The sequence below is a fragment of the Flavobacterium sp. genome (assembly GCF_044339515.1).
GTDB lineage: Bacteria > Bacteroidota > Bacteroidia > Flavobacteriales > Flavobacteriaceae > Flavobacterium.
The window spans coordinates 18026-35222 of the sequence record NZ_JBIIVK010000021.1 but is presented as its reverse complement, the minus strand read 5'-3'; the positions used below and the strand labels follow the sequence as shown (position 1 = coordinate 35222).

Sequence of the window (17197 nt, the reverse complement as noted above, 5' to 3'; positions counted from 1 at the left end):
CTTTCATTAGAAAATGTGAAAGGGTTTTTTGTTAGATAATTTCTCATATATCGCTACATTTGAATTTAAAATAATTTTTAATGAAACATTTTTATTTAGTTGTTGCAATTTCTTTTTTGGTTCTATCATGTAAAGAAATGATTAAAAATGAAGTTGAATTTGCAGAAATTCAGGGCTTTGATGAGATTTCATTTGTTAAACCAAAAATAACCAATAGTCTTACTGTAAATTCTAAAGATGATTTACTTGGTTATTGGGTTGGAAATTTTCAAGCCAACATTACACAAGAAGAAGAAAATACTTTATACGATTCGATTTCAGATGCAGAAAGTATTTTGTACAGAAAAATAACTTTTTCAATAGATGAAATAATTGATAATACAATTCTTGGGCATTCAATTGTTGCTGGAAATATTAGTCCTTTCAAAGGAACATTAAAAGAGGATAATTCATTTTTTACTATAGAAGCAGATGAATTTAATAAAACAAATTCTGACGGTAAATTTAGCGTACATATTGCAAAATCCGATTCTGTTTTAAAAGGGAATTGGAAGGCATATCATCCTCAAAAAGTTAAGATTGCTAATCGAAAATTTAATTTAAATAAGAGGCTTTTTGTTTACGATAAAAACTCAAAATTAGAAATTACTTTTATGAATTCTGAAAAATTTAATTCAATAGAACTTACCGACACAATTGGTAGTGAAATTGAGGTTTTTGAAGATGTAGAGTTCTATTCTACAACAGATAAACTATTTTTAAAAAATCCATCAGTTGATTTATTGAGTTCTGATTTTGTTTCAAATCTTACAAAAGCAGATATATTTATTCTCAGAAATTCAATTTTTGCTAGACATGGATTTGCATTTAGAGATAAACAACTGCGAATGTATTTTGAAAGTTATAACTGGTATATGCCGGTTTTTGGCGATGTTAAAGGTGAGCTAACTAATATAGAAAAAATAAACATCGATTTGTTACTTCGTTACGAGCAAAACGCAATGGAATATTATGATACATTTGGGAGATAGTGTTTTTAAATATGGTAAACTGCTCGTTTGGGGTGTTTATTTATATTTTTGTTATTTACTTTTTCTAATAACAATCCAATATATTCCTTATAATACAGATGTCGCTTTTTTACGCATTAAACAAGATGCAATTAGTAATACGCATTATGAAGTAGCTTTTTTTACACATGTTTATTCAAGTATTTTTTTAATGTTATTTGGAGCATTGCAATTTTCAGATTTTTTGCGAAGAAAATATGTAAAACTGCATCGCTTTTCGGGTAAATTTTATTTTTATATTTTGTTGTTTATATCTGCCCCAAGCGGTTTAATTATGGCTTTTTATGCAAATGGTGGATTTTTGGTACAAATCTCTTTTATAGTTTTATCAATTTTATGGATGCTTTTTACTTTCTTTTCTTTCTTTTTCATAATAAAAGGAAATGTCAAAAAGCATCAAAAGTTTGCTATTAGAAGTTTTGCATTAACATTATCAGCAATTTCTCTTCGTTTGTTTAAGTATTTAATGGTTATTTTTTTTGAACCATTTCCCATGGATGCCTATAGAATTGCGGCTTGGTCTGGATGGATTTTTAATTTAATCATTGCAGAAATAATAATTTTTATTAAATTTAAAAAGGTTAATAGAGCTTAATTTTATCTCAACACCAAACCTTAAAATACTACTAAAAAAACCACTTTCATCGTTAAAAGGTTATTTCAAACTCTTATCTTTGCTTTACTAAAAATTTAAAATGGAACTCAAATTAAACCGCCCAATTTGCTTTTTCGACCTTGAAACAACCGGAGTAGATGTGGCAAAAGACCGAATTGTGGAAATCTCAATTTTCAAAGTATATCCCAACGGAAACAAAGAAAGTAAAACGTGGTTGGTCAATCCGGAAATGAAAATACCGTTTTTGTCTACTCAAGTGCACGGAATAACTGATGAAAAAGTAGCTAATGAACCTCCTTTTAAAGAATTGTCCGGTCAGATTTACAATATGATTAAAGATTCCGATTTAGCCGGATTTAATTCCGACCGATTTGATATTCCTTTGTTGGCCGAAGAATTATTGCGTGCCGGAGTAGATTTCGATATGAAAAACAGAGTTTCAGTCGATGTACAAACCATTTTCCACAAAATGGAAGAACGAACCTTGAGTGCTGCTTTTAAATTTTATTGCGGACAATCACTAGAAAACGCTCACTCTGCCGAAGCCGATACAATGGCAACTTACGAAATTCTAAAAGCTCAACTAGAACGTTATCCCGAATTAGAAAACGATATGAAATCGCTTTCCGAATTCACCACCCGAAAAAAATCCGTCGACTTTGCAGGTTTTATTGCGTTGAATGACAAAGGCGAAGAAATTTTTTCCTTCGGAAAGCACAAAGGCGTTTTAGTCGAAAAAGTCTTAGAAGAAGAACCAGGTTATTTCGGTTGGATTCAAAATGCAGATTTTCCGCTTTACACCAAAAAAGTCCTAACCGCCATCAAACTCAGAAAATTAAACAATAAATTAACTTAGATTCTCAGCAACTCAGCAACTCAGCAACTCAGCATCTCAGAATCTCAGCAACTAAGCCATGAAAATAATCTGCATCGGAAGAAACTACACCAAACATATCGAAGAGCTTCACAACGAGCGACCCGAAGAACCGGTCGTTTTTCTGAAACCGGATAGTGCAGTTTTACTCAAGCAACATCCATTTGTGATTCCGGAATTTAGCGATGACATTCATCATGAGGTTGAAATTTTAGTTCGAATCAATAAAGTAGGTAAATATATTGATGTCAAGTTCGCTAATAATTATTATGATGAAATCGGACTTGGGATTGACTTCACCGCTCGTGATTTGCAATCAAAACTCAAAGACAAAGGTTTGCCATGGGAAAAAGCCAAGGCTTTTGACGGTTCAGCGGTTATTGGGAACTTTTTATCGAAAAAAGATTTTAGTTCCACAGAAAATATTAATTTTGAACTGAAATCCAACGGAAATACCGTTCAAAAGGGCAACACCAGCCACATGTTGTGGAAGATTGACGAACTTATTGCTTATGTTTCTCAATACTTTACACTCAAAATTGGCGATATTATTTTTACCGGAACACCCGAAGGGGTGGCAAAAGTAAACCCGAACGATATTCTTGAAGGTTTCATTGAAAACAAAAAACTATTCCGAATTCAAGTAAAATAAAAACATGGCATTAAATTATAACTTAGCCAAAGTCTATGCACTTTCTGATAACGATCCTGAGTTCGTTCTCCAAATTATTACGCTGTTTGTGAGCGAAATTCCGGAAGATTTAAAGTTCGTCAAGCAAGGCATTGAAGAAAAAAATCACAAATTGGCTTACAGCTATGCTCACAAAATAAAACCTACACTTGATTTATTAGGAATGAACGTGGCCTATGAAGAAATTCTTCAAGTAGAAGCGTGGACCAAACGCGAGGGAAAACGAAAAGAAATCAAAGAGATTTTCAAAAGCATCGAAGAACAAGTAGAAAAAGCAGTTAAAGAAATTAATAAAGATTTCGAATTATAAGAAGCTATTCCGGCTATCCGCTGGAAGTCCTCACAAAAAAAACTATTTTTCTAAGTCAAAAAAGGAGCTTCCGTTGGTCGCTCTTTTTTGCCAAGAAAAATTAGTTTTTTTAGTTCCGGGCTTTCCGCTACTATCCGGGCTAGAAGACTAGCTGAGACACTGAGTTACTAATTAGCTAAGTGATTTAGCAAAATAAAAATCTCAGCATCTCAGCCACTCAGTCACTCAGCACCTCAAAAGAATGAAAGCAACCATCATCACCATTGGCGACGAAATTCTCATCGGACAAATCACCGATACCAATTCCGGTTTCATTGCCAAAGCATTCAACAAAATTGGTGTTGATGTACACGAAATGATTTCCATCAGCGATGATAAAACCCATATTTTAGAAACTTTCGCCAAAGTCCAAAATCAAGTAGAATTTGTCATTATTACCGGCGGTTTAGGACCAACCAAAGACGATATCACCAAAATCACTTTTTGCGATTATTTTGAAGATACGTTACAACGAAATCAAACCGTTGAAAACCACATCGTCGAACTTTTTACCAAAATGAATTTTGTGGTTTCACAAGTCAATCGTGATCAAGCGTTGGTTCCATCCAAATGCATTGTGTTGCAAAATAATTTCGGAACCGCTCCCGGAATGTGGATGCAAAAAGAAAATACAGTTTTTGTTTCGTTACCCGGCGTTCCCTATGAAATGAAAGCCATCGTAACTGACGAATTAATTCCCAAAATAGTAAACGAATACAAACGACCTTACATTTTACACAAAACCATTTTGACCTACGGACAAGGTGAAAGTATCGTGGCAGAACGCATCGAGGAATGGGAAAATAATTTACCAACATTTGTAAAATTAGCCTATTTGCCAAGTCCTGGTCGAGTGCGTTTGCGACTATCGGCTCGTGGTTTAGACGAACAATTTTTGCAAACCACAATAAACGAATTGGTCGTTCAATTGCAAGAAATCATCAGCGACATCATTGTTGGTTTTGAAGAAGAGGAAAGCATCGAATTTGTTTTGGGAAAATTATTAACCCAAAAGAAATTAACCCTTTCCACCGCCGAAAGTTGCACCGGAGGAAAAATAGCAGAAACAATAACAGCTACAATTGGTTCGTCCTCTTTTTTTAGAGGAGGCGTTGTAACCTACGCAACCGATACAAAAATTGAAATTTTAAAAGTAAATCAATCAACTATTGAGAACTATTCGGTTGTAAGCAAAGAGGTAGCCGAAGAAATGGCTTTAGGAGCTCAGAAGTTACTTCAAACCGATTTCGCCATTGCAACCACAGGTAATGCCGGTCCCTCCAAAGGCGAAGCAGATGCCACAGTTGGAACCGTTTGTTTTGCAATTGCTACTCCAAAAGGAGTTTTTTCAGAAGAGTTTAATTTTGGTCAACCGCGTCAAAAAGTGATAGACAGAGCAGCAAACAAAGCACTTGAGCTACTTTTGAAAGAAATTTTAAAAAACTACTAAAATTTGTTTGTGTAATACATTAGTTTTTTGTTTCTTTGCACCCTGATTTTGAATAACGATAAAAGATAAGCATAATGTCAAGAGTTTGTGACCTTACAGGTAAAAGAGCGATGGTAGGAAACAATGTTTCTCACGCGATGAACAAAACTAAGAGAAAGTTTTCTGTAAACTTAGTTAAAAAACGTTTCTATCTTGCTGAAGAAGACAGATGGATTTCGCTTAGAGTAGCAGCGTCTACTATTAAAACAATTAACAAAAAAGGATTGGCTGCTGTGTTGAAAGATGCAAAAGCTAATGGATTTATTTCGTAAATTCTAACCTTCATAAATATACAGAGAAATGGCAAAGAAAGGCAATAGAATCCAAGTAATTTTAGAGTGTACAGAGCATAAGACTTCAGGTGTTCCTGGAACGTCTCGTTACATCACTACTAAAAACAAAAAAAATACTCCAGATAGATTAGAGATTAAAAAATTTAATCCAATCTTGAAAAAAGTAACAGTTCATAAAGAAATTAAATAAGATAAGAAATGGCAAAGAAAACCGTAGCAACGTTACAAACAGCGTCAAAAAGATTAACTAAAGCCATAAAAATGGTAAAATCTCCAAAAACCGGAGCTTATACTTTTGTTGAATCTGTAATGGCTCCTGAGTTAGTAGATAATTTCTTAACAAAGAAATAATTTAAAAATACAATTTTATAGAAAAGCCACTTTTGTTTGAAAGTGGCTTTCTTTGTTTATATTTGTAAAAAAATACTAAATATGAAGAACTTTACTATTCCAAAATTATTACTCTTTTTTTTATTGACTACTAATTTTTTAACTGCTCAAAGTTATATTAATGCCGTTTGTAAATTAAATAACGGTCAAAGTCTAAATGGTTTAATAAAAAATAATTTTGAAACTGATGATGAATTTATTTTTTTTAAGGAAAGTGATCAAGAAAAAAAAATTAATATTAAGGATATTGAAAATTTATTAATTGATGATAAGGAACGATATATTTCAAAAATCGTTAATTTTCATCCTAATAGGCTACTAACTCTTAATCAAATAAACGATTCAAAAATAACTGATTTAAAGTTAAGGGAATCGAAACATGTTTTATTAAAAACTCTAGTTGAGGGTGATATTAATTTATATCAAACCAATATTGATGATAGGTTTTTGTATTTTTACAGTAAAAGTAATGAATCTAATTTAGAGTATTTAGAATACTATAATTACAAATTCAAGGATAATGAAATTAAATTAAATGTTCAATTTAGAATAGCATTATTAAAAAATGTAAATTGTAACAACAATATAACTAATTCTTATCGATATATTGATTACGATGAAAAAGATTTAATAAAAGTTGTAAATGAACATAATATTTGTGTTAATGGCACCTCAACGGTATTAAATAATATCTCTGATAATAAAAATAAATTTAGACTTTCAGCTTTTGGAGGTATAAAATTGATAAGTGGAAATATAGAGTACGGTGGTTTTATTTCTAATAATTCTTTTAAAGACGATTATATAAGTCCTAATTTTGGTGCAGAATTTTCTTATATTGTTAATAGAAATAGAAGAGCAGAAATTTTTACAAGAGTAGATTATAGCACCATTAAATTCTTTCAAAGTGATATTACTAACACATTTATGGGAGTAACCTCTTTTGAAGAAAACATTGAATTTGAATCCTCAGTTATAGGTTTTTTGATAGGTTACAAGTATAATTTTAATAGTTTGTCAGATATAAATAAGAGTAATTTTGGTGTTGATTTTGGTCTTAATTCTTCTATTCCTATCAATACACGTTTTGTTTATAGAAATCGACTTGTTGGTGGTACTGAAATTGGTGAAGCAGATTTTAGTTATAGAGTAAGAGGAGTTGTGTTTGGATTCAGTATAGGAACAAGCTATACCTATTTAAAAAGATACACTTTGGAAGCAAGATATACTTTTAACACAAATTATAGTGATAACCCAGCTTTATCAGCAGAGTTTTCAAATTTAAATATTGGTTTTAAATATTTAATTTTAGATTAAAAATAATCATATGAGTTTTTTCAAACGAATATTTTCATCCGAAAAAAAAGAAACGTTAGACAAAGGTTTAGAACAAACTAAAACATCCTTTTTCGCAAAATTAACCAAAGCCGTTGCCGGAAAATCAACAGTTGACGAAGATGTTTTGGATAATTTAGAAGAAGTGTTAGTATCATCTGATGTTGGCGTAAAAACCACTCTAAAAATCATAGATCGAATTGAAGACCGAGTTGCTAAAGATAAGTACTTAGGAACCGACGAACTCAACAGAATTCTTCGTGAAGAAATTGCCGGACTTTTATCGGAAACCAATACCGGAGAAGCCACCGAGTTTGAAGTTCCAGCCAACAAAAAGCCCTATGTGATAATGGTAGTAGGGGTAAATGGCGTGGGAAAAACAACAACCATCGGGAAGTTAGCTTATCAATTTAAAAAAGCCGGACATAAAGTGGTATTAGGAGCTGCCGATACTTTTAGAGCCGCTGCTATAGACCAATTACAAATTTGGGCAGATCGAGTGGGTGTACCCATCGTAAAACAACAAATGGGAAGTGATCCTGCCTCCGTAGCCTTTGATACATTGCAAAGTGCCGTAACGCAAGGTGCTGATGTAGTCATTATTGATACTGCCGGACGTTTACACAACAAAGTTAATTTGATGAACGAGCTAACCAAAGTAAAACGCGTGATGCAAAAAGTCGTTGGCGATGCTCCTCACGATGTATTATTAGTTTTAGATGGTTCAACCGGACAAAACGCATTTGAACAAGCCAGAGAGTTTACAGCAGCTACAGAAGTTTCTTGTTTAGCCGTAACCAAATTAGACGGAACTGCAAAAGGCGGCGTAGTTATCGGAATTTCAGATCAGTTTCAAATACCTGTAAAATATATTGGCGTTGGCGAAGGAATCGAAGACTTACAAGTTTTCAATAAATATGAATTTGTAGATTCGTTTTTTAAATAATGGAAGAACCAAAAGTTTTTAATAAGTACTTAGTTTCGTTAACCAAAATTGTTTCGGTTTACTGCTTCTTTTTTGTATTACTCAAATCAATTGCCATTTTTAGAGGAGCTTGGATGATTCCTAATGTCATCCTGGCTATTCCATTCATAATTATGGGGATTTTGACGGCTTATACAGTTCTTTACAAAAAATATTCTTGGATAATCACCATCATTACAGTTGTGCTTATCATTGCAGTTCGCTATTATGAAGTAGATTTGGTTTACTTTTTACAGAATAAATATGGAAATTAAATTAGAAAGTTGTTATTTCAAAAATGAATAATGATATTAATCCAATTATCTCAGTTTCTGAATTAAAAGCACTCTACAAAGCTAATGATTTACTTATTTTTGATGTGAGCAATGGAGAAAATGCTCAATCAAATTACAATCAAAAACATCTAGACGGAGCCATTTTTGTTGATTTGAATACACAACTTGCTGACATTAAAGAGGATTTGTCAAAGGGAGGAAGGCATCCGTTAACAACCATCGAAAATTTTTCGAAACTACTTTCAACTTTAGGAATTACTTCAAAAACACACATTATTCTTTACGACGATAAAAGTGGTGCAAATGCTGCAGCTCGAATGTGGTGGATGTTAAAATCTGTCGGACACGAAAAAGTTCAAGTGCTTAATGGTGGTTTTCAAGAAGCAGAAAAACAAAAATTTCCAATAAATTCAAATTATGTAACTCCTATACCAACAGAAGAATATATAATTGAAAGTTGGAAATTACCAGTAGCAAATTTAACTGAAGTGGAAGACGCTTCAAACGATAAATCAAATTTAATCATTGATGTTGGCGAAAGTGCTAGATTTAATGGCGAATTTGAACCAATAGATTTAGTTTCCGGTCATATTCCAAATGCAATCAATGTTCCGTTTTCTACAAATTTGGATGAGAATGGACTTTTTCTTTCTCCTGAAATGTTAAGAGAGAAATATAAAAATATCTTCAAAAATAATGCGTCAAATGACATTATAGTCCATTGTGGCTCTGGTGTAACAGCATGTCATACACTTTTAGCCATGGTTTGTGCCGGATTTGAAATTCCAAAATTGTATGTAGGTTCATGGAGCGAATGGAGTAGAAATAACAAACCAATCGCGGTTAGCAAATCTTAAATTAATCAATCACCGCACTAATTTTTGCCCACAGTTGATTATCAAAATCTGATAAAGCAAAATTTTCGCCATCAGCAACTTCTCCTAAACGAATCACAACCATTTTTTTACTTGGGATAACATAAATTTTCTGGTCATTTTTTCCCAAACCACAAACCATATCGGCTGGAGCATTCGGAATCAGACTACCGGGAAATTGCAATTGTGTTTGTGGTAAACGATAATTAGCTTTGCCATTCAACCACCACAAGTAGCCGTAAGCATTATTAAGACTTTGTGAAGGTGAAATGGCTTCCATCATATAAGCTTCGGGAACAATAATTTCAGAATTCCACTTTCCTTTATTTAAAGATAAAAGTCCAAAACGAGCCGTACTTCGCGTTGTACTCCAATATACATTAAATTCATCTGACTCAAGCCAAGCTCCGGTCATGCCAATTTTACTTTTAAGTTTAGAAGTAAAATAAGCATCAAAAGTTTGATTAGTTGCTTCAGCAATCACATCTTGCAATTTTTCAAAAACATTATGATAAGCCCAACGCGTTCCTGCATCAGCTAAGTACTGCAGCTCTGCAGGTGTGTTTCCATTTCCCATTTCATCATCTAAACCCGAAGTCATCGAAAGTAAATGTTTATTCGTGATTAAATTTTCTTTTCCTAACGGAGCCGAAGTCCAACCCGTTCCCAAATAATCCGAAACCTTATCATCAATGTCAAGCAAACCTTCTAGTTGAGCAATTCCAATTGTAGCTGTAGTCAATGTTTTTCCGGCACTTGCCCAATACCAGGGAGAAGTTGCCGTATGACCATTGAAATAATTTTCCATCACAATTCTTCCATTCACTAAAATCATGAAACCTTTGGTGTGTTTTTCTTCTAAAAAGTTTAGTAAAGGTTGTACTTCACTTTCATTCCAGCCTAATTCACTCATCGATTTGGTTTCCCAAGTATTGCCTGAAATCGGCGGAAAATACATAGAATCTTCCGGAATTTCTTCGGTTGAATCAGCATCAGAAGAGCAATTTAAAAGTAAAATAGATAACAAAACTAGCGGGATTAACTTTTTCATGTTGTTGAATTTTATGTAAACTTAGACTCAGGTTTTATCAAAAGGTTTAATCAAATTTACTTTTTATTCACTCAAAATAATTGTAATTTTAAACTTTATTTTAAAACGATGAAACTACTTTTTTATTCCCTTCTTTTTTCGGTTGTATTGATTTCATGTCAAGAAAAAGTCTCGCCCGATTCCATTTCAAAAATAAATGGTTATTGGGAAATTCAAAAAGTGGAATTGCCTGACGATCAGGAAAAAGAATATAATATCAACGAAACAGTAGATTATATCGAATGGAACGGAAAAACAGGTTTTCGCAAAAAAGTAAAACCCCAATTTAATGGTAAGTACCTAACCAATGAGGAGTTAGAAACCTTTCAGATTATCGATAGCTCCGGTATTTTTCAAATACATTACAAAACTAATTTTGCAAAATGGAGCGAAGAAATACTAATTTTAACCGATAGTGTTTTAGTACTCAAGAATAAGCAGAATTTAAAATACCATTACAAACGATTTAAACCGATTTCCATCCAATAATGGCCAAACGATTAAGCAACGAAAGTCCGATTTCCGAAATACTAAAAGCGTTTATTGAAAACAATAAATTGCAATCCGGCATGAATAAAATCGATGTGGAGAACGCGTGGAAAGATTTGATGGGAAATGGAGTGAATACCTATACTAAAGAGGTAATATTAAAAGGTTCTACTTTGTATGTAACGCTATCTTCAGCGGTTTTAAGAGAGGAATTGAGTCATGGAAAGCAAAAAATTATTACCATGCTCAACGACGAATTAAGAAAAGATGTGGTGAAGGAGTTGGTTCTGAGATAGTGCTCAGTGTTCAGTTTTTAGTAAGTAGTTTATCAGCATAAAAAAATCCCACTTCAAGTTGAAATGGGATTTTATCTATTTTACTGACCACTAAAAACTGATCACTGCCAACTAAAATTGTTCTCTTCCGGCAAAATGAAACGCTCCTTCAATAGCGGCATTTTCATCTGAATCTGAACCGTGAACAGCGTTTTCACCAATAGAAGTTGCATATTTTTTACGGATAGTTCCCTCCGCTGCTTCTGCAGGATTGGTAGCTCCAATTAATTTTCTGAAATCTTCCACTGCATTTTCTTTTTCTAAGATAGCAGCTACGATAGGACCTCTTGTCATAAATTCAACTAACTCACCAAAGAATGGTCTTGCTGCGTGCACTGCATAAAATGCTTGGGCATCAGCAACCGTTAACTGCGTTAATTTCAAAGAAACAATTTTGAAACCACCTTCTGTAATCATATTTAATATTCCTCCGATGTGTCCTTTTTCAACAGCATCAGGCTTAATCATGGTAAATGTTCTATTTGTAGCCATTTTTATATTTTTTAATTCGGGTGCAAAGGTACAATTTTAGTTTGAAGTTTCAAGTTTCAGGTTTGAAGTTTTTTTCTACAAAACCAACACTTTAAATTCCTGTTCTAACGGTTTCAATTCCGTCAATAATTTTTTAATCAACTCTTCTCCAAATTCCACATAAAATTCAGAAAAATTCAATTTTCGTTCCTGTATACTTTGGTTAGGAAATAATTCATTTTGCAATGCGATAATGCGGTTTAATTGTTCTTGGTGAATACGTTTTTCAGCTTTCAACAAACGTTTTTCAAGGTTTTCCAAACCTTTGATTTGCTTTGTTTCTTGAGCTTTTACAGCTCCTAAAAACGATTTGTCGGTAGCTTCAGCAATTTTATGTAAATCTTCAAATTGCTTTTTCAATGCTTCTTTTTGAGCAGAAAAATCAATCGTAAAATCAGAAAGTAATTTCGTTTTCTGAGTAAATAATTCTTGCTGATTCAAAAACAAATCTCGCCAAGTCAATTGCAATTTATCTGATTTTTTGGCTTGTTTTTCCGTAGCCAACAAAACCGAATTACGTAGTAATAAAATAGGAAAAGTTACATTTTGACTTTCAAAAAACGATTTTAATTCCAACCAATAGGCTAATTCTCCGCCACCGCCAATGTAGCATAAATTCGGTAAAATAACTTCTTGGTATAACGGTCGCAACAACACATTCGGACTAAATTTTTCAGGATGATTGTCAACCTCTTTCAAAATTTCTTCTTCCGAAAAAGTCATTTTCGTGTTCAAAACAGCATAACTTCCGTTTTCAAAAACAATTCGCTCCCGCAAATCATCTTCAATATAAAACAAATTAATTTCCCTAGGATTCACTTGAACTGAATACAATTCCAACAAAGGAGTCGTTTCATTTACTTTCGCAAAAGCCGTTTGTTGCAACAATTCATTTTTAATATACGGAATAAATAATTTTTTCAAATCACTATTATCACCATCAATAATCACCAAGCCTTCTTTGGCAAATAATTCATTAGCTAAAAAACGGGTTGCGTCTGCTAAATTGGAATGTTCTAAATATGCTTTTTTGAATAAATTCTTCAGATATTCCGCATTTTTTCCTAAACCAATTTCCGATTCAAAAACAGCCAAAACTTCTTCTAATCCTTCGGTTGATAATCGTCCAACCGGTCCAAAACTATCCCGGTTCCAACTGATTTTTTTATGTTTAAAAGTAAAATAATTGATTTCTTCAAAATCGTGATCTTCCGTTGCCATCCAATAAACGGGTACAAAATTGTGTTCTGGAAATTCACTTTTTAATTGCTTACACAAATTAATTGTCGAAATAATTTTATACAAAAAATAAAGTGGTCCGGTAAACAAATTTAATTGATGTCCGGTTGTAATCGTAAATGTATTAGATTGATTTAAAAGTTTAATATTATTTAAAGTCGACTCAGAAGCAACAATTGATTGATATTGCTTTTCCAAAACAGAAACCAAAATTTCTCTTTTGAATTTGTCATTGATATTGCCATTGTCATTGAAATTGTTGCCTTTTTCCTCCAACTGTAATTTAAAATTTTCCAAGTTCGGAAAACGATGATATAAGGCTTTCAACGCTGGTTTTTCATTCAAATAATCGTAGATTAATGCTGAAAAATAACCTGATTGTTGATAGCTGATACAGTCGGTTGGCATAGTTTGAATTTTTTGTAAAAATAAAGAATATAAAAGTAATGAAAAGGTGTTTAACAAATGGTTAGGAAATGTAATTAATGGAGTTTTTTTGTATCTTCATATTAAGTAAATCGTTAAATTTGTATGTAAAACTTTCAAATATGAAAAATTATTTTTTTTTATTGATTTTAATTTCATCTATTTCTTTTAGCCAAAGTTTAGTTAGAATTCAACCTGAAAATTTTTCAACCGTTTATGGATTTGGTGGAAGTGGTAGTTTCAATAACACAGAAATTGTAATTTCTGGACAAGATGCAATGCCACCAACCGGCATTCCCAAATTATATCTTTTTAATACAAATTTATCTGGAATCACGCCAAATGGTTCAATAGATTCTCCTGAAGCCAATCAAAATTTCGGAGGTGCAATTGATATGAATGATGATTATTTGTTCGCTGGAGCAAACAGAAATAGTACCAATGCATTAAATGGTGGTGCGGTTTATGTGTATAAAAAAGTAGATGGTATTTGGCAATATTTGCTAAAAATTCAGCCATCTACTCAATTTGAAAATGATTATTTTGGTTCAAATGTAAAAGTACATAACAATCAATTGTATATTACTTCATTTGGCTATGATGAAAATGGAGATGCTAACGTAAATAATGGTGCTATATATGTTTTTAATCAAATAGATGATACTTTTTCATTACAGCAAATTATATCTGGCCCTTCCGGAAATTCAGGTTTTGGAATTTTATTGGATATTGAAAATGACATGATGGTTACAACTTCAGCCAATTCAACAGACGATTTTATTCATGTTTTTAATGGAGAGAATTCTAATTGGGAATTGGTGAACACTACTACAATGCCTACTTTTAATTTTGAATACAACCCCGATATTAATGTACCACATTTTTACAGAGTTAGTTTTTCAAACGAAAAGTTATATTTATATCATATTACAGATGAAGAAAATGATTTTTTAGGACAAAAAATGATAAAAATTTATAATTGGTCTGATAATACTGAGGAATGGAGTTTTGTTGAAGATTTTATCTTTCAAGAAGGTGATTATTATGAGTATAAAGTGAAGGTGAAAGACAATAACATGTTTATTATACCTGTTGGAGGTTATATTTTACAGATGGAAAGAAAAAATCCAGTTTTCCATTTTGTTAATGATAACGGAAATTGGAGTTATAACAATACTTACGCTGGTATGAGCTCTTTCACAAATGACAATTTTGGACATTTTACTTTAGCAAAAGGGAATAAAGTTTTATTTGGAAATTCAAGTGAATATTGGGTGCACCCCATAATGGCCCCAAACGGTGGAGCTTACCTGCTAGAGGTTACTTTAGGAGTAAATCAATTTTCAAAGAATGATTTCGTCATTTATCCCAATCCAGCAAATGAAAAAGTCTTTATTTATGCTCAAAATAGCGAAATAATTTCCGTTGAATTATTTGATAGTCTTGGCAAAAAAGTACTTCAAAGTGTAACTTTTGTTTCAGAACTTGATATTTCTAATTTGAAATCGGGTATTTATTTTTGTAAAATTAAAACAAAAGAAAATTCCATCATGTATCAAAAAATAATAAAAAGATAAAAGCTACTTTTGCCAAAAGCTTTTCCTTTGAAAGATTTATTGCTCATCACCCCACCTTTCACCCAACTGAATACACCGTATCCGGCAACAGCTTATTTGAAAGGGTTTCTCAATACCAAAAACATTTCCTCTTTTCAGATGGATTTAGGTATTGAAGTGATTTTGGAAATTTTTTCAAAGAAAGGATTAGAAGAAGTGTTTCAGGTTTCAGGTTTGAAGTTTCAGGTTGATGAGAATTGTCAAAGGATTTATGCGTTAAAACAAGATTATATCCAAACAATTGATTCTGTAATTTCTTTTCTTCAAGGAAAAAATCCAACTCTAGCCCGACAAATTTGTTCCGGAAATTTTTTACCGGAAGCATCTCGTTTTGAACAATTAGATGATATGGAATATGCGTTCGGAACCATGGGAATGCAAGATAAAGCCAAACATTTAGCCACATTATACCTTGAAGATTTGTCTGATTTTATTGTGGCTTGTGTGGATGAAAATTTTGGTTTCAGTCGCTACGCCGAACGATTAGGACGAAGTGCCAATTCCTTTGACGAGTTATATCATCAATTGAATCAACCACCAACGTATATTGATGAAATCACACTTTCCATTTTAAATCAAAAACTTACTGAAATTCAACCAAAATTGGTGTGTTTTTCGGTTCCGTTTCCGGGAAATTTATACAGTGCTTTTCGATGTGCACAATTAATCAAAACCAATTTTCTTAACATCAGAACAGCCATGGGAGGCGGTTTTCCAAACACCGAATTACGTGATTTAAAAGACAAACGCGTCTTCGAATTTTTCGATTTTATTACGTTGGATGATGGAGAATTACCTATTGAACTTCTGGCTTCCAGCTTCCAGCTTCCGGCTTCCAACCAATACAAACGTACTTTCCTTCTCGAAAACAATCAAGTCGTTTACAAAAACAATTCCAACCAACCGGACTACAAACAATCGGAAGTCGGCACACCTGATTATTCCGATTTGTATTTAGATAAGTATATTTCTGTAATCGAAATTGCCAATCCAATGCACAGTCTTTGGAGCGATGGCCGTTGGAATAAACTCACCATGGCTCACGGTTGCTATTGGGGAAAATGTACGTTTTGTGATATTTCTCTGGATTATATCAAATTGTATGAACCCATCGCTGCCAAATTATTGGTCGATCGAATGGAAGAACTCATCAATCAAACCGGCGAAAACGGTTTCCATTTTGTGGACGAAGCAGCTCCTCCGGCCTTGATGAAAGAGGTTGCATTAGAAATTCTCCGACGAAAACTAACGGTAAGTTGGTGGACAAACATTCGCTTTGAGAAAAGTTTTACCGCCGATTTGTGTCAGCTGCTCAAAGCTTCCGGTTGCATTGCCGTTTCCGGTGGATTAGAAGTGGCGTCCGACCGACTTTTAGAACTCATTAAAAAAGGGGTAACGGTCGAACAAGTAGCTCAAGTCACTCGAAATCTTACTGAATCCGGCATTATGGTGCATGCTTACTTGATGTATGGCTATCCTACGCAAACCATTCAGGAAACGGTAGATAGTTTAGAAATGGTTCGACAATTATTTGAATTAGGAATTCTACAATCCGGTTTTTGGCATCAATTTGCGATGACAGCTCACAGTCCGGTGGGTATGTTTTCCGAAGAATTTGGTGTCATTCCGCAGCAAAACGAAATTACTTTTGCCAATAACGATATTCAGTTTACAGACAAAACCGGTATCAATCATGATAAATTTAGCTTCGGGTTGAAGAAATCTCTTTTTAATTACATGCATGGCATTTGCTTTGATTATGAGTTGCAAGAGTGGTTCGATTTTAAAATTCCTAAAACCAAAATTGCCCCGGATTATATCATTTCTTGTTTAGAAAAAGTAAATAATTTTCACATAAAACCATCTGCAAGAATAGTTTGGATAGGAGGGAAGCCTTCCTCTGAATCATTTACCAAATCCAAAAAAGGTCAATCGTGGGAAATGATGAAATTGACTTTTCATTCCAAAATTGAAACAGTTGAAACTTCTTTAGAAAAAGAAAAAGCAATTTGGTGGATTGAATTATTGGATAAAATTTCGGTAACAAATTACAAAACATTGACTTTTTCTCAAATTAAACAAGATTTTGAAACGCAATTTGATGATTTCGAATTGTTTTGGTTCTCCAAACCAATTAAAACGCTTCAAAATACAGGTTTACTAGTTTTATAAATTACAATCTTAATGAACCTTAATTTCTTAATGTTTTAAAAAAATAGATATTTATTT

General features: G+C 32.9%; 20 protein-coding genes. 17 read left to right on the top strand and 3 right to left on the bottom strand.

The annotated features are described in order from the left end of the window. Window positions 1–80 precede the first annotated feature (80 nt). The 13 genes from ACIQ0M_RS07640 to ACIQ0M_RS07580 all read left to right on the top strand — a co-directional run bounded on the left by ACIQ0M_RS07640 (window position 81) and on the right by ACIQ0M_RS07580 (window position 9224). A complete protein-coding gene (locus ACIQ0M_RS07640; RefSeq protein WP_396151255.1) occupies window positions 81–1031 on the top strand; it encodes a YARHG domain-containing protein in 951 nt (316 codons plus the stop codon). Next, window positions 1012–1665, top strand: coding sequence for a DUF2306 domain-containing protein (locus ACIQ0M_RS07635; RefSeq protein ID WP_396151254.1), 654 nt, complete (start codon window positions 1012–1014; stop codon window positions 1663–1665). The genes ACIQ0M_RS07640 and ACIQ0M_RS07635 overlap by 20 nt, the downstream gene beginning before the upstream one ends. A 100-nt stretch (window positions 1666–1765) precedes the next feature. Beyond that, window positions 1766–2542 carry an exonuclease domain-containing protein gene (locus ACIQ0M_RS07630; RefSeq protein WP_396151253.1) on the top strand — a complete coding sequence of 259 codons (777 nt, stop codon included), beginning with the start codon at window positions 1766–1768 and terminating at the stop codon, window positions 2540–2542. Between the two features lie 58 nt (window positions 2543–2600). After that, window positions 2601–3212, top strand: coding sequence for a fumarylacetoacetate hydrolase family protein (locus ACIQ0M_RS07625; protein WP_396151252.1), 612 nt, complete (start codon window positions 2601–2603; stop codon window positions 3210–3212). 4 nt (window positions 3213–3216) lie between these two features. Next, window positions 3217–3561 (top strand): Hpt domain-containing protein, encoded by a 345-nt coding sequence (locus ACIQ0M_RS07620; protein WP_129464971.1) that lies wholly within the window; start codon window positions 3217–3219, stop codon window positions 3559–3561. A gap of 241 nt (window positions 3562–3802) precedes the next feature. Next, complete coding sequence (locus tag ACIQ0M_RS07615) at window positions 3803–5050, top strand: CinA family nicotinamide mononucleotide deamidase-related protein (RefSeq protein ID WP_396151251.1); 1248 nt, start codon at window positions 3803–3805, stop codon at window positions 5048–5050. A gap of 74 nt (window positions 5051–5124) precedes the next feature. After that, window positions 5125–5361, top strand: a complete 237-nt coding sequence (gene rpmB, locus ACIQ0M_RS07610) for a 50S ribosomal protein L28 (RefSeq protein ID WP_396151250.1) — start codon at window positions 5125–5127, stop codon at window positions 5359–5361. Window positions 5362–5389: 28 nt separating this feature from the next. Beyond that, complete coding sequence (rpmG, locus tag ACIQ0M_RS07605; protein WP_112087260.1) at window positions 5390–5572, top strand: 50S ribosomal protein L33; 183 nt, start codon at window positions 5390–5392, stop codon at window positions 5570–5572. 8 nt (window positions 5573–5580) lie between these two features. Further along, a complete protein-coding gene (locus ACIQ0M_RS07600; protein ID WP_112087261.1) occupies window positions 5581–5733 on the top strand; it encodes a DUF4295 domain-containing protein in 153 nt (50 codons plus the stop codon). An 81-nt stretch (window positions 5734–5814) separates the two neighbouring features. Next, window positions 5815–7089 carry a hypothetical protein gene (locus ACIQ0M_RS07595; RefSeq protein ID WP_396151249.1) on the top strand — a complete coding sequence of 425 codons (1275 nt, stop codon included), beginning with the start codon at window positions 5815–5817 and terminating at the stop codon, window positions 7087–7089. A gap of 10 nt (window positions 7090–7099) precedes the next feature. Continuing rightward, window positions 7100–8053, top strand: a complete 954-nt coding sequence (gene ftsY / locus ACIQ0M_RS07590) for a signal recognition particle-docking protein FtsY (protein ID WP_396151248.1) — start codon at window positions 7100–7102, stop codon at window positions 8051–8053. Further along, window positions 8053–8346 (top strand): hypothetical protein, encoded by a 294-nt coding sequence (locus ACIQ0M_RS07585; protein WP_396151247.1) that lies wholly within the window; start codon window positions 8053–8055, stop codon window positions 8344–8346. The genes ftsY and ACIQ0M_RS07585 overlap by 1 nt, the downstream gene beginning before the upstream one ends. Window positions 8347–8369: 23 nt before the next feature. Further along, window positions 8370–9224: a sulfurtransferase gene (locus tag ACIQ0M_RS07580; protein ID WP_396151246.1), complete on the top strand. Its 855-nt coding sequence runs from the start codon at window positions 8370–8372 to the stop codon at window positions 9222–9224. Window position 9225: 1 nt separating this feature from the next. Here the strand turns inward: ACIQ0M_RS07580 and ACIQ0M_RS07575 are convergent, their stop codons facing one another. Then, complete coding sequence (locus ACIQ0M_RS07575) at window positions 9226–10293, bottom strand: serine hydrolase domain-containing protein (protein WP_396151245.1); 1068 nt, start codon at window positions 10291–10293, stop codon at window positions 9226–9228. Window positions 10294–10401: 108 nt separating this feature from the next. Here ACIQ0M_RS07575 and ACIQ0M_RS07570 point away from each other — a divergent pair, with 108 nt between their 5' ends. Both ACIQ0M_RS07570 and ACIQ0M_RS07565 read left to right on the top strand, forming a co-directional pair. Beyond that, a complete protein-coding gene (locus tag ACIQ0M_RS07570) occupies window positions 10402–10821 on the top strand; it encodes a lipocalin family protein (RefSeq protein ID WP_396151244.1) in 420 nt (139 codons plus the stop codon). Then, window positions 10821–11117 (top strand): DUF721 domain-containing protein, encoded by a 297-nt coding sequence (locus ACIQ0M_RS07565; protein WP_396151243.1) that lies wholly within the window; start codon window positions 10821–10823, stop codon window positions 11115–11117. Before ACIQ0M_RS07570 ends, ACIQ0M_RS07565 begins: the two co-directional genes overlap by 1 nt. Window positions 11118–11228: 111 nt before the next feature. Here ACIQ0M_RS07565 and ACIQ0M_RS07560 read toward each other — a convergent pair whose 3' ends face one another. Then, on the bottom strand, window positions 11229–11648 hold the full coding sequence (locus tag ACIQ0M_RS07560; RefSeq protein WP_396151242.1) for a nucleoside-diphosphate kinase: 420 nt from the start codon (window positions 11646–11648) through the stop codon (window positions 11229–11231). Window positions 11649–11723: 75 nt separating this feature from the next. Beyond that, the gene (gene bshC, locus ACIQ0M_RS07555) at window positions 11724–13334 is read right to left on the bottom strand and encodes a bacillithiol biosynthesis cysteine-adding enzyme BshC (RefSeq protein WP_396151241.1); all 1611 of its coding nucleotides are present in this window, start codon (window positions 13332–13334) and stop codon (window positions 11724–11726) included. Between the two features lie 140 nt (window positions 13335–13474). On the opposite strand from bshC, the gene ACIQ0M_RS07550 reads away from it, so the two are divergent. Continuing rightward, window positions 13475–14929: a T9SS type A sorting domain-containing protein gene (locus ACIQ0M_RS07550; protein WP_396151240.1), complete on the top strand. Its 1455-nt coding sequence runs from the start codon at window positions 13475–13477 to the stop codon at window positions 14927–14929. 27 nt (window positions 14930–14956) lie between these two features. Beyond that, the gene (locus tag ACIQ0M_RS07545; protein ID WP_396151270.1) at window positions 14957–17140 is read left to right on the top strand and encodes a B12-binding domain-containing radical SAM protein; all 2184 of its coding nucleotides are present in this window, start codon (window positions 14957–14959) and stop codon (window positions 17138–17140) included. Window positions 17141–17197: the final 57 nt, after the last annotated feature.

What these genes read in the sequence shown, in the direction of transcription:
- ACIQ0M_RS07620 (WP_129464971.1), top strand. Translation starts at nt 3,217, where the DNA reads ATGGCATTAAATTATAACTTAGCCAAAGTCTATGCACTTTCTGATAAC.
- ACIQ0M_RS07580 (WP_396151246.1), top strand. Translation starts at nt 8,370, where the DNA reads ATGAATAATGATATTAATCCAATTATCTCAGTTTCTGAATTAAAAGCA.
- ACIQ0M_RS07585 (WP_396151247.1), top strand. Translation starts at nt 8,053, where the DNA reads ATGGAAGAACCAAAAGTTTTTAATAAGTACTTAGTTTCGTTAACCAAA.
- ACIQ0M_RS07560 (WP_396151242.1), bottom strand. Translation starts at nt 11,648, where the DNA reads ATGGCTACAAATAGAACATTTACCATGATTAAGCCTGATGCTGTTGAA.
- rpmG (WP_112087260.1), top strand. Translation starts at nt 5,390, where the DNA reads ATGGCAAAGAAAGGCAATAGAATCCAAGTAATTTTAGAGTGTACAGAG.
- ACIQ0M_RS07615 (WP_396151251.1), top strand. Translation starts at nt 3,803, where the DNA reads ATGAAAGCAACCATCATCACCATTGGCGACGAAATTCTCATCGGACAA.
- ftsY (WP_396151248.1), top strand. Translation starts at nt 7,100, where the DNA reads ATGAGTTTTTTCAAACGAATATTTTCATCCGAAAAAAAAGAAACGTTA.
- ACIQ0M_RS07635 (WP_396151254.1), top strand. Translation starts at nt 1,012, where the DNA reads ATGATACATTTGGGAGATAGTGTTTTTAAATATGGTAAACTGCTCGTT.
- ACIQ0M_RS07630 (WP_396151253.1), top strand. Translation starts at nt 1,766, where the DNA reads ATGGAACTCAAATTAAACCGCCCAATTTGCTTTTTCGACCTTGAAACA.
- bshC (WP_396151241.1), bottom strand. Translation starts at nt 13,334, where the DNA reads ATGCCAACCGACTGTATCAGCTATCAACAATCAGGTTATTTTTCAGCA.
- ACIQ0M_RS07595 (WP_396151249.1), top strand. Translation starts at nt 5,815, where the DNA reads ATGAAGAACTTTACTATTCCAAAATTATTACTCTTTTTTTTATTGACT.
- ACIQ0M_RS07570 (WP_396151244.1), top strand. Translation starts at nt 10,402, where the DNA reads ATGAAACTACTTTTTTATTCCCTTCTTTTTTCGGTTGTATTGATTTCA.
- ACIQ0M_RS07625 (WP_396151252.1), top strand. Translation starts at nt 2,601, where the DNA reads ATGAAAATAATCTGCATCGGAAGAAACTACACCAAACATATCGAAGAG.
- ACIQ0M_RS07600 (WP_112087261.1), top strand. Translation starts at nt 5,581, where the DNA reads ATGGCAAAGAAAACCGTAGCAACGTTACAAACAGCGTCAAAAAGATTA.
- ACIQ0M_RS07640 (WP_396151255.1), top strand. Translation starts at nt 81, where the DNA reads ATGAAACATTTTTATTTAGTTGTTGCAATTTCTTTTTTGGTTCTATCA.
- ACIQ0M_RS07550 (WP_396151240.1), top strand. Translation starts at nt 13,475, where the DNA reads ATGAAAAATTATTTTTTTTTATTGATTTTAATTTCATCTATTTCTTTT.
- ACIQ0M_RS07575 (WP_396151245.1), bottom strand. Translation starts at nt 10,293, where the DNA reads ATGAAAAAGTTAATCCCGCTAGTTTTGTTATCTATTTTACTTTTAAAT.
- rpmB (WP_396151250.1), top strand. Translation starts at nt 5,125, where the DNA reads ATGTCAAGAGTTTGTGACCTTACAGGTAAAAGAGCGATGGTAGGAAAC.
- ACIQ0M_RS07565 (WP_396151243.1), top strand. Translation starts at nt 10,821, where the DNA reads ATGGCCAAACGATTAAGCAACGAAAGTCCGATTTCCGAAATACTAAAA.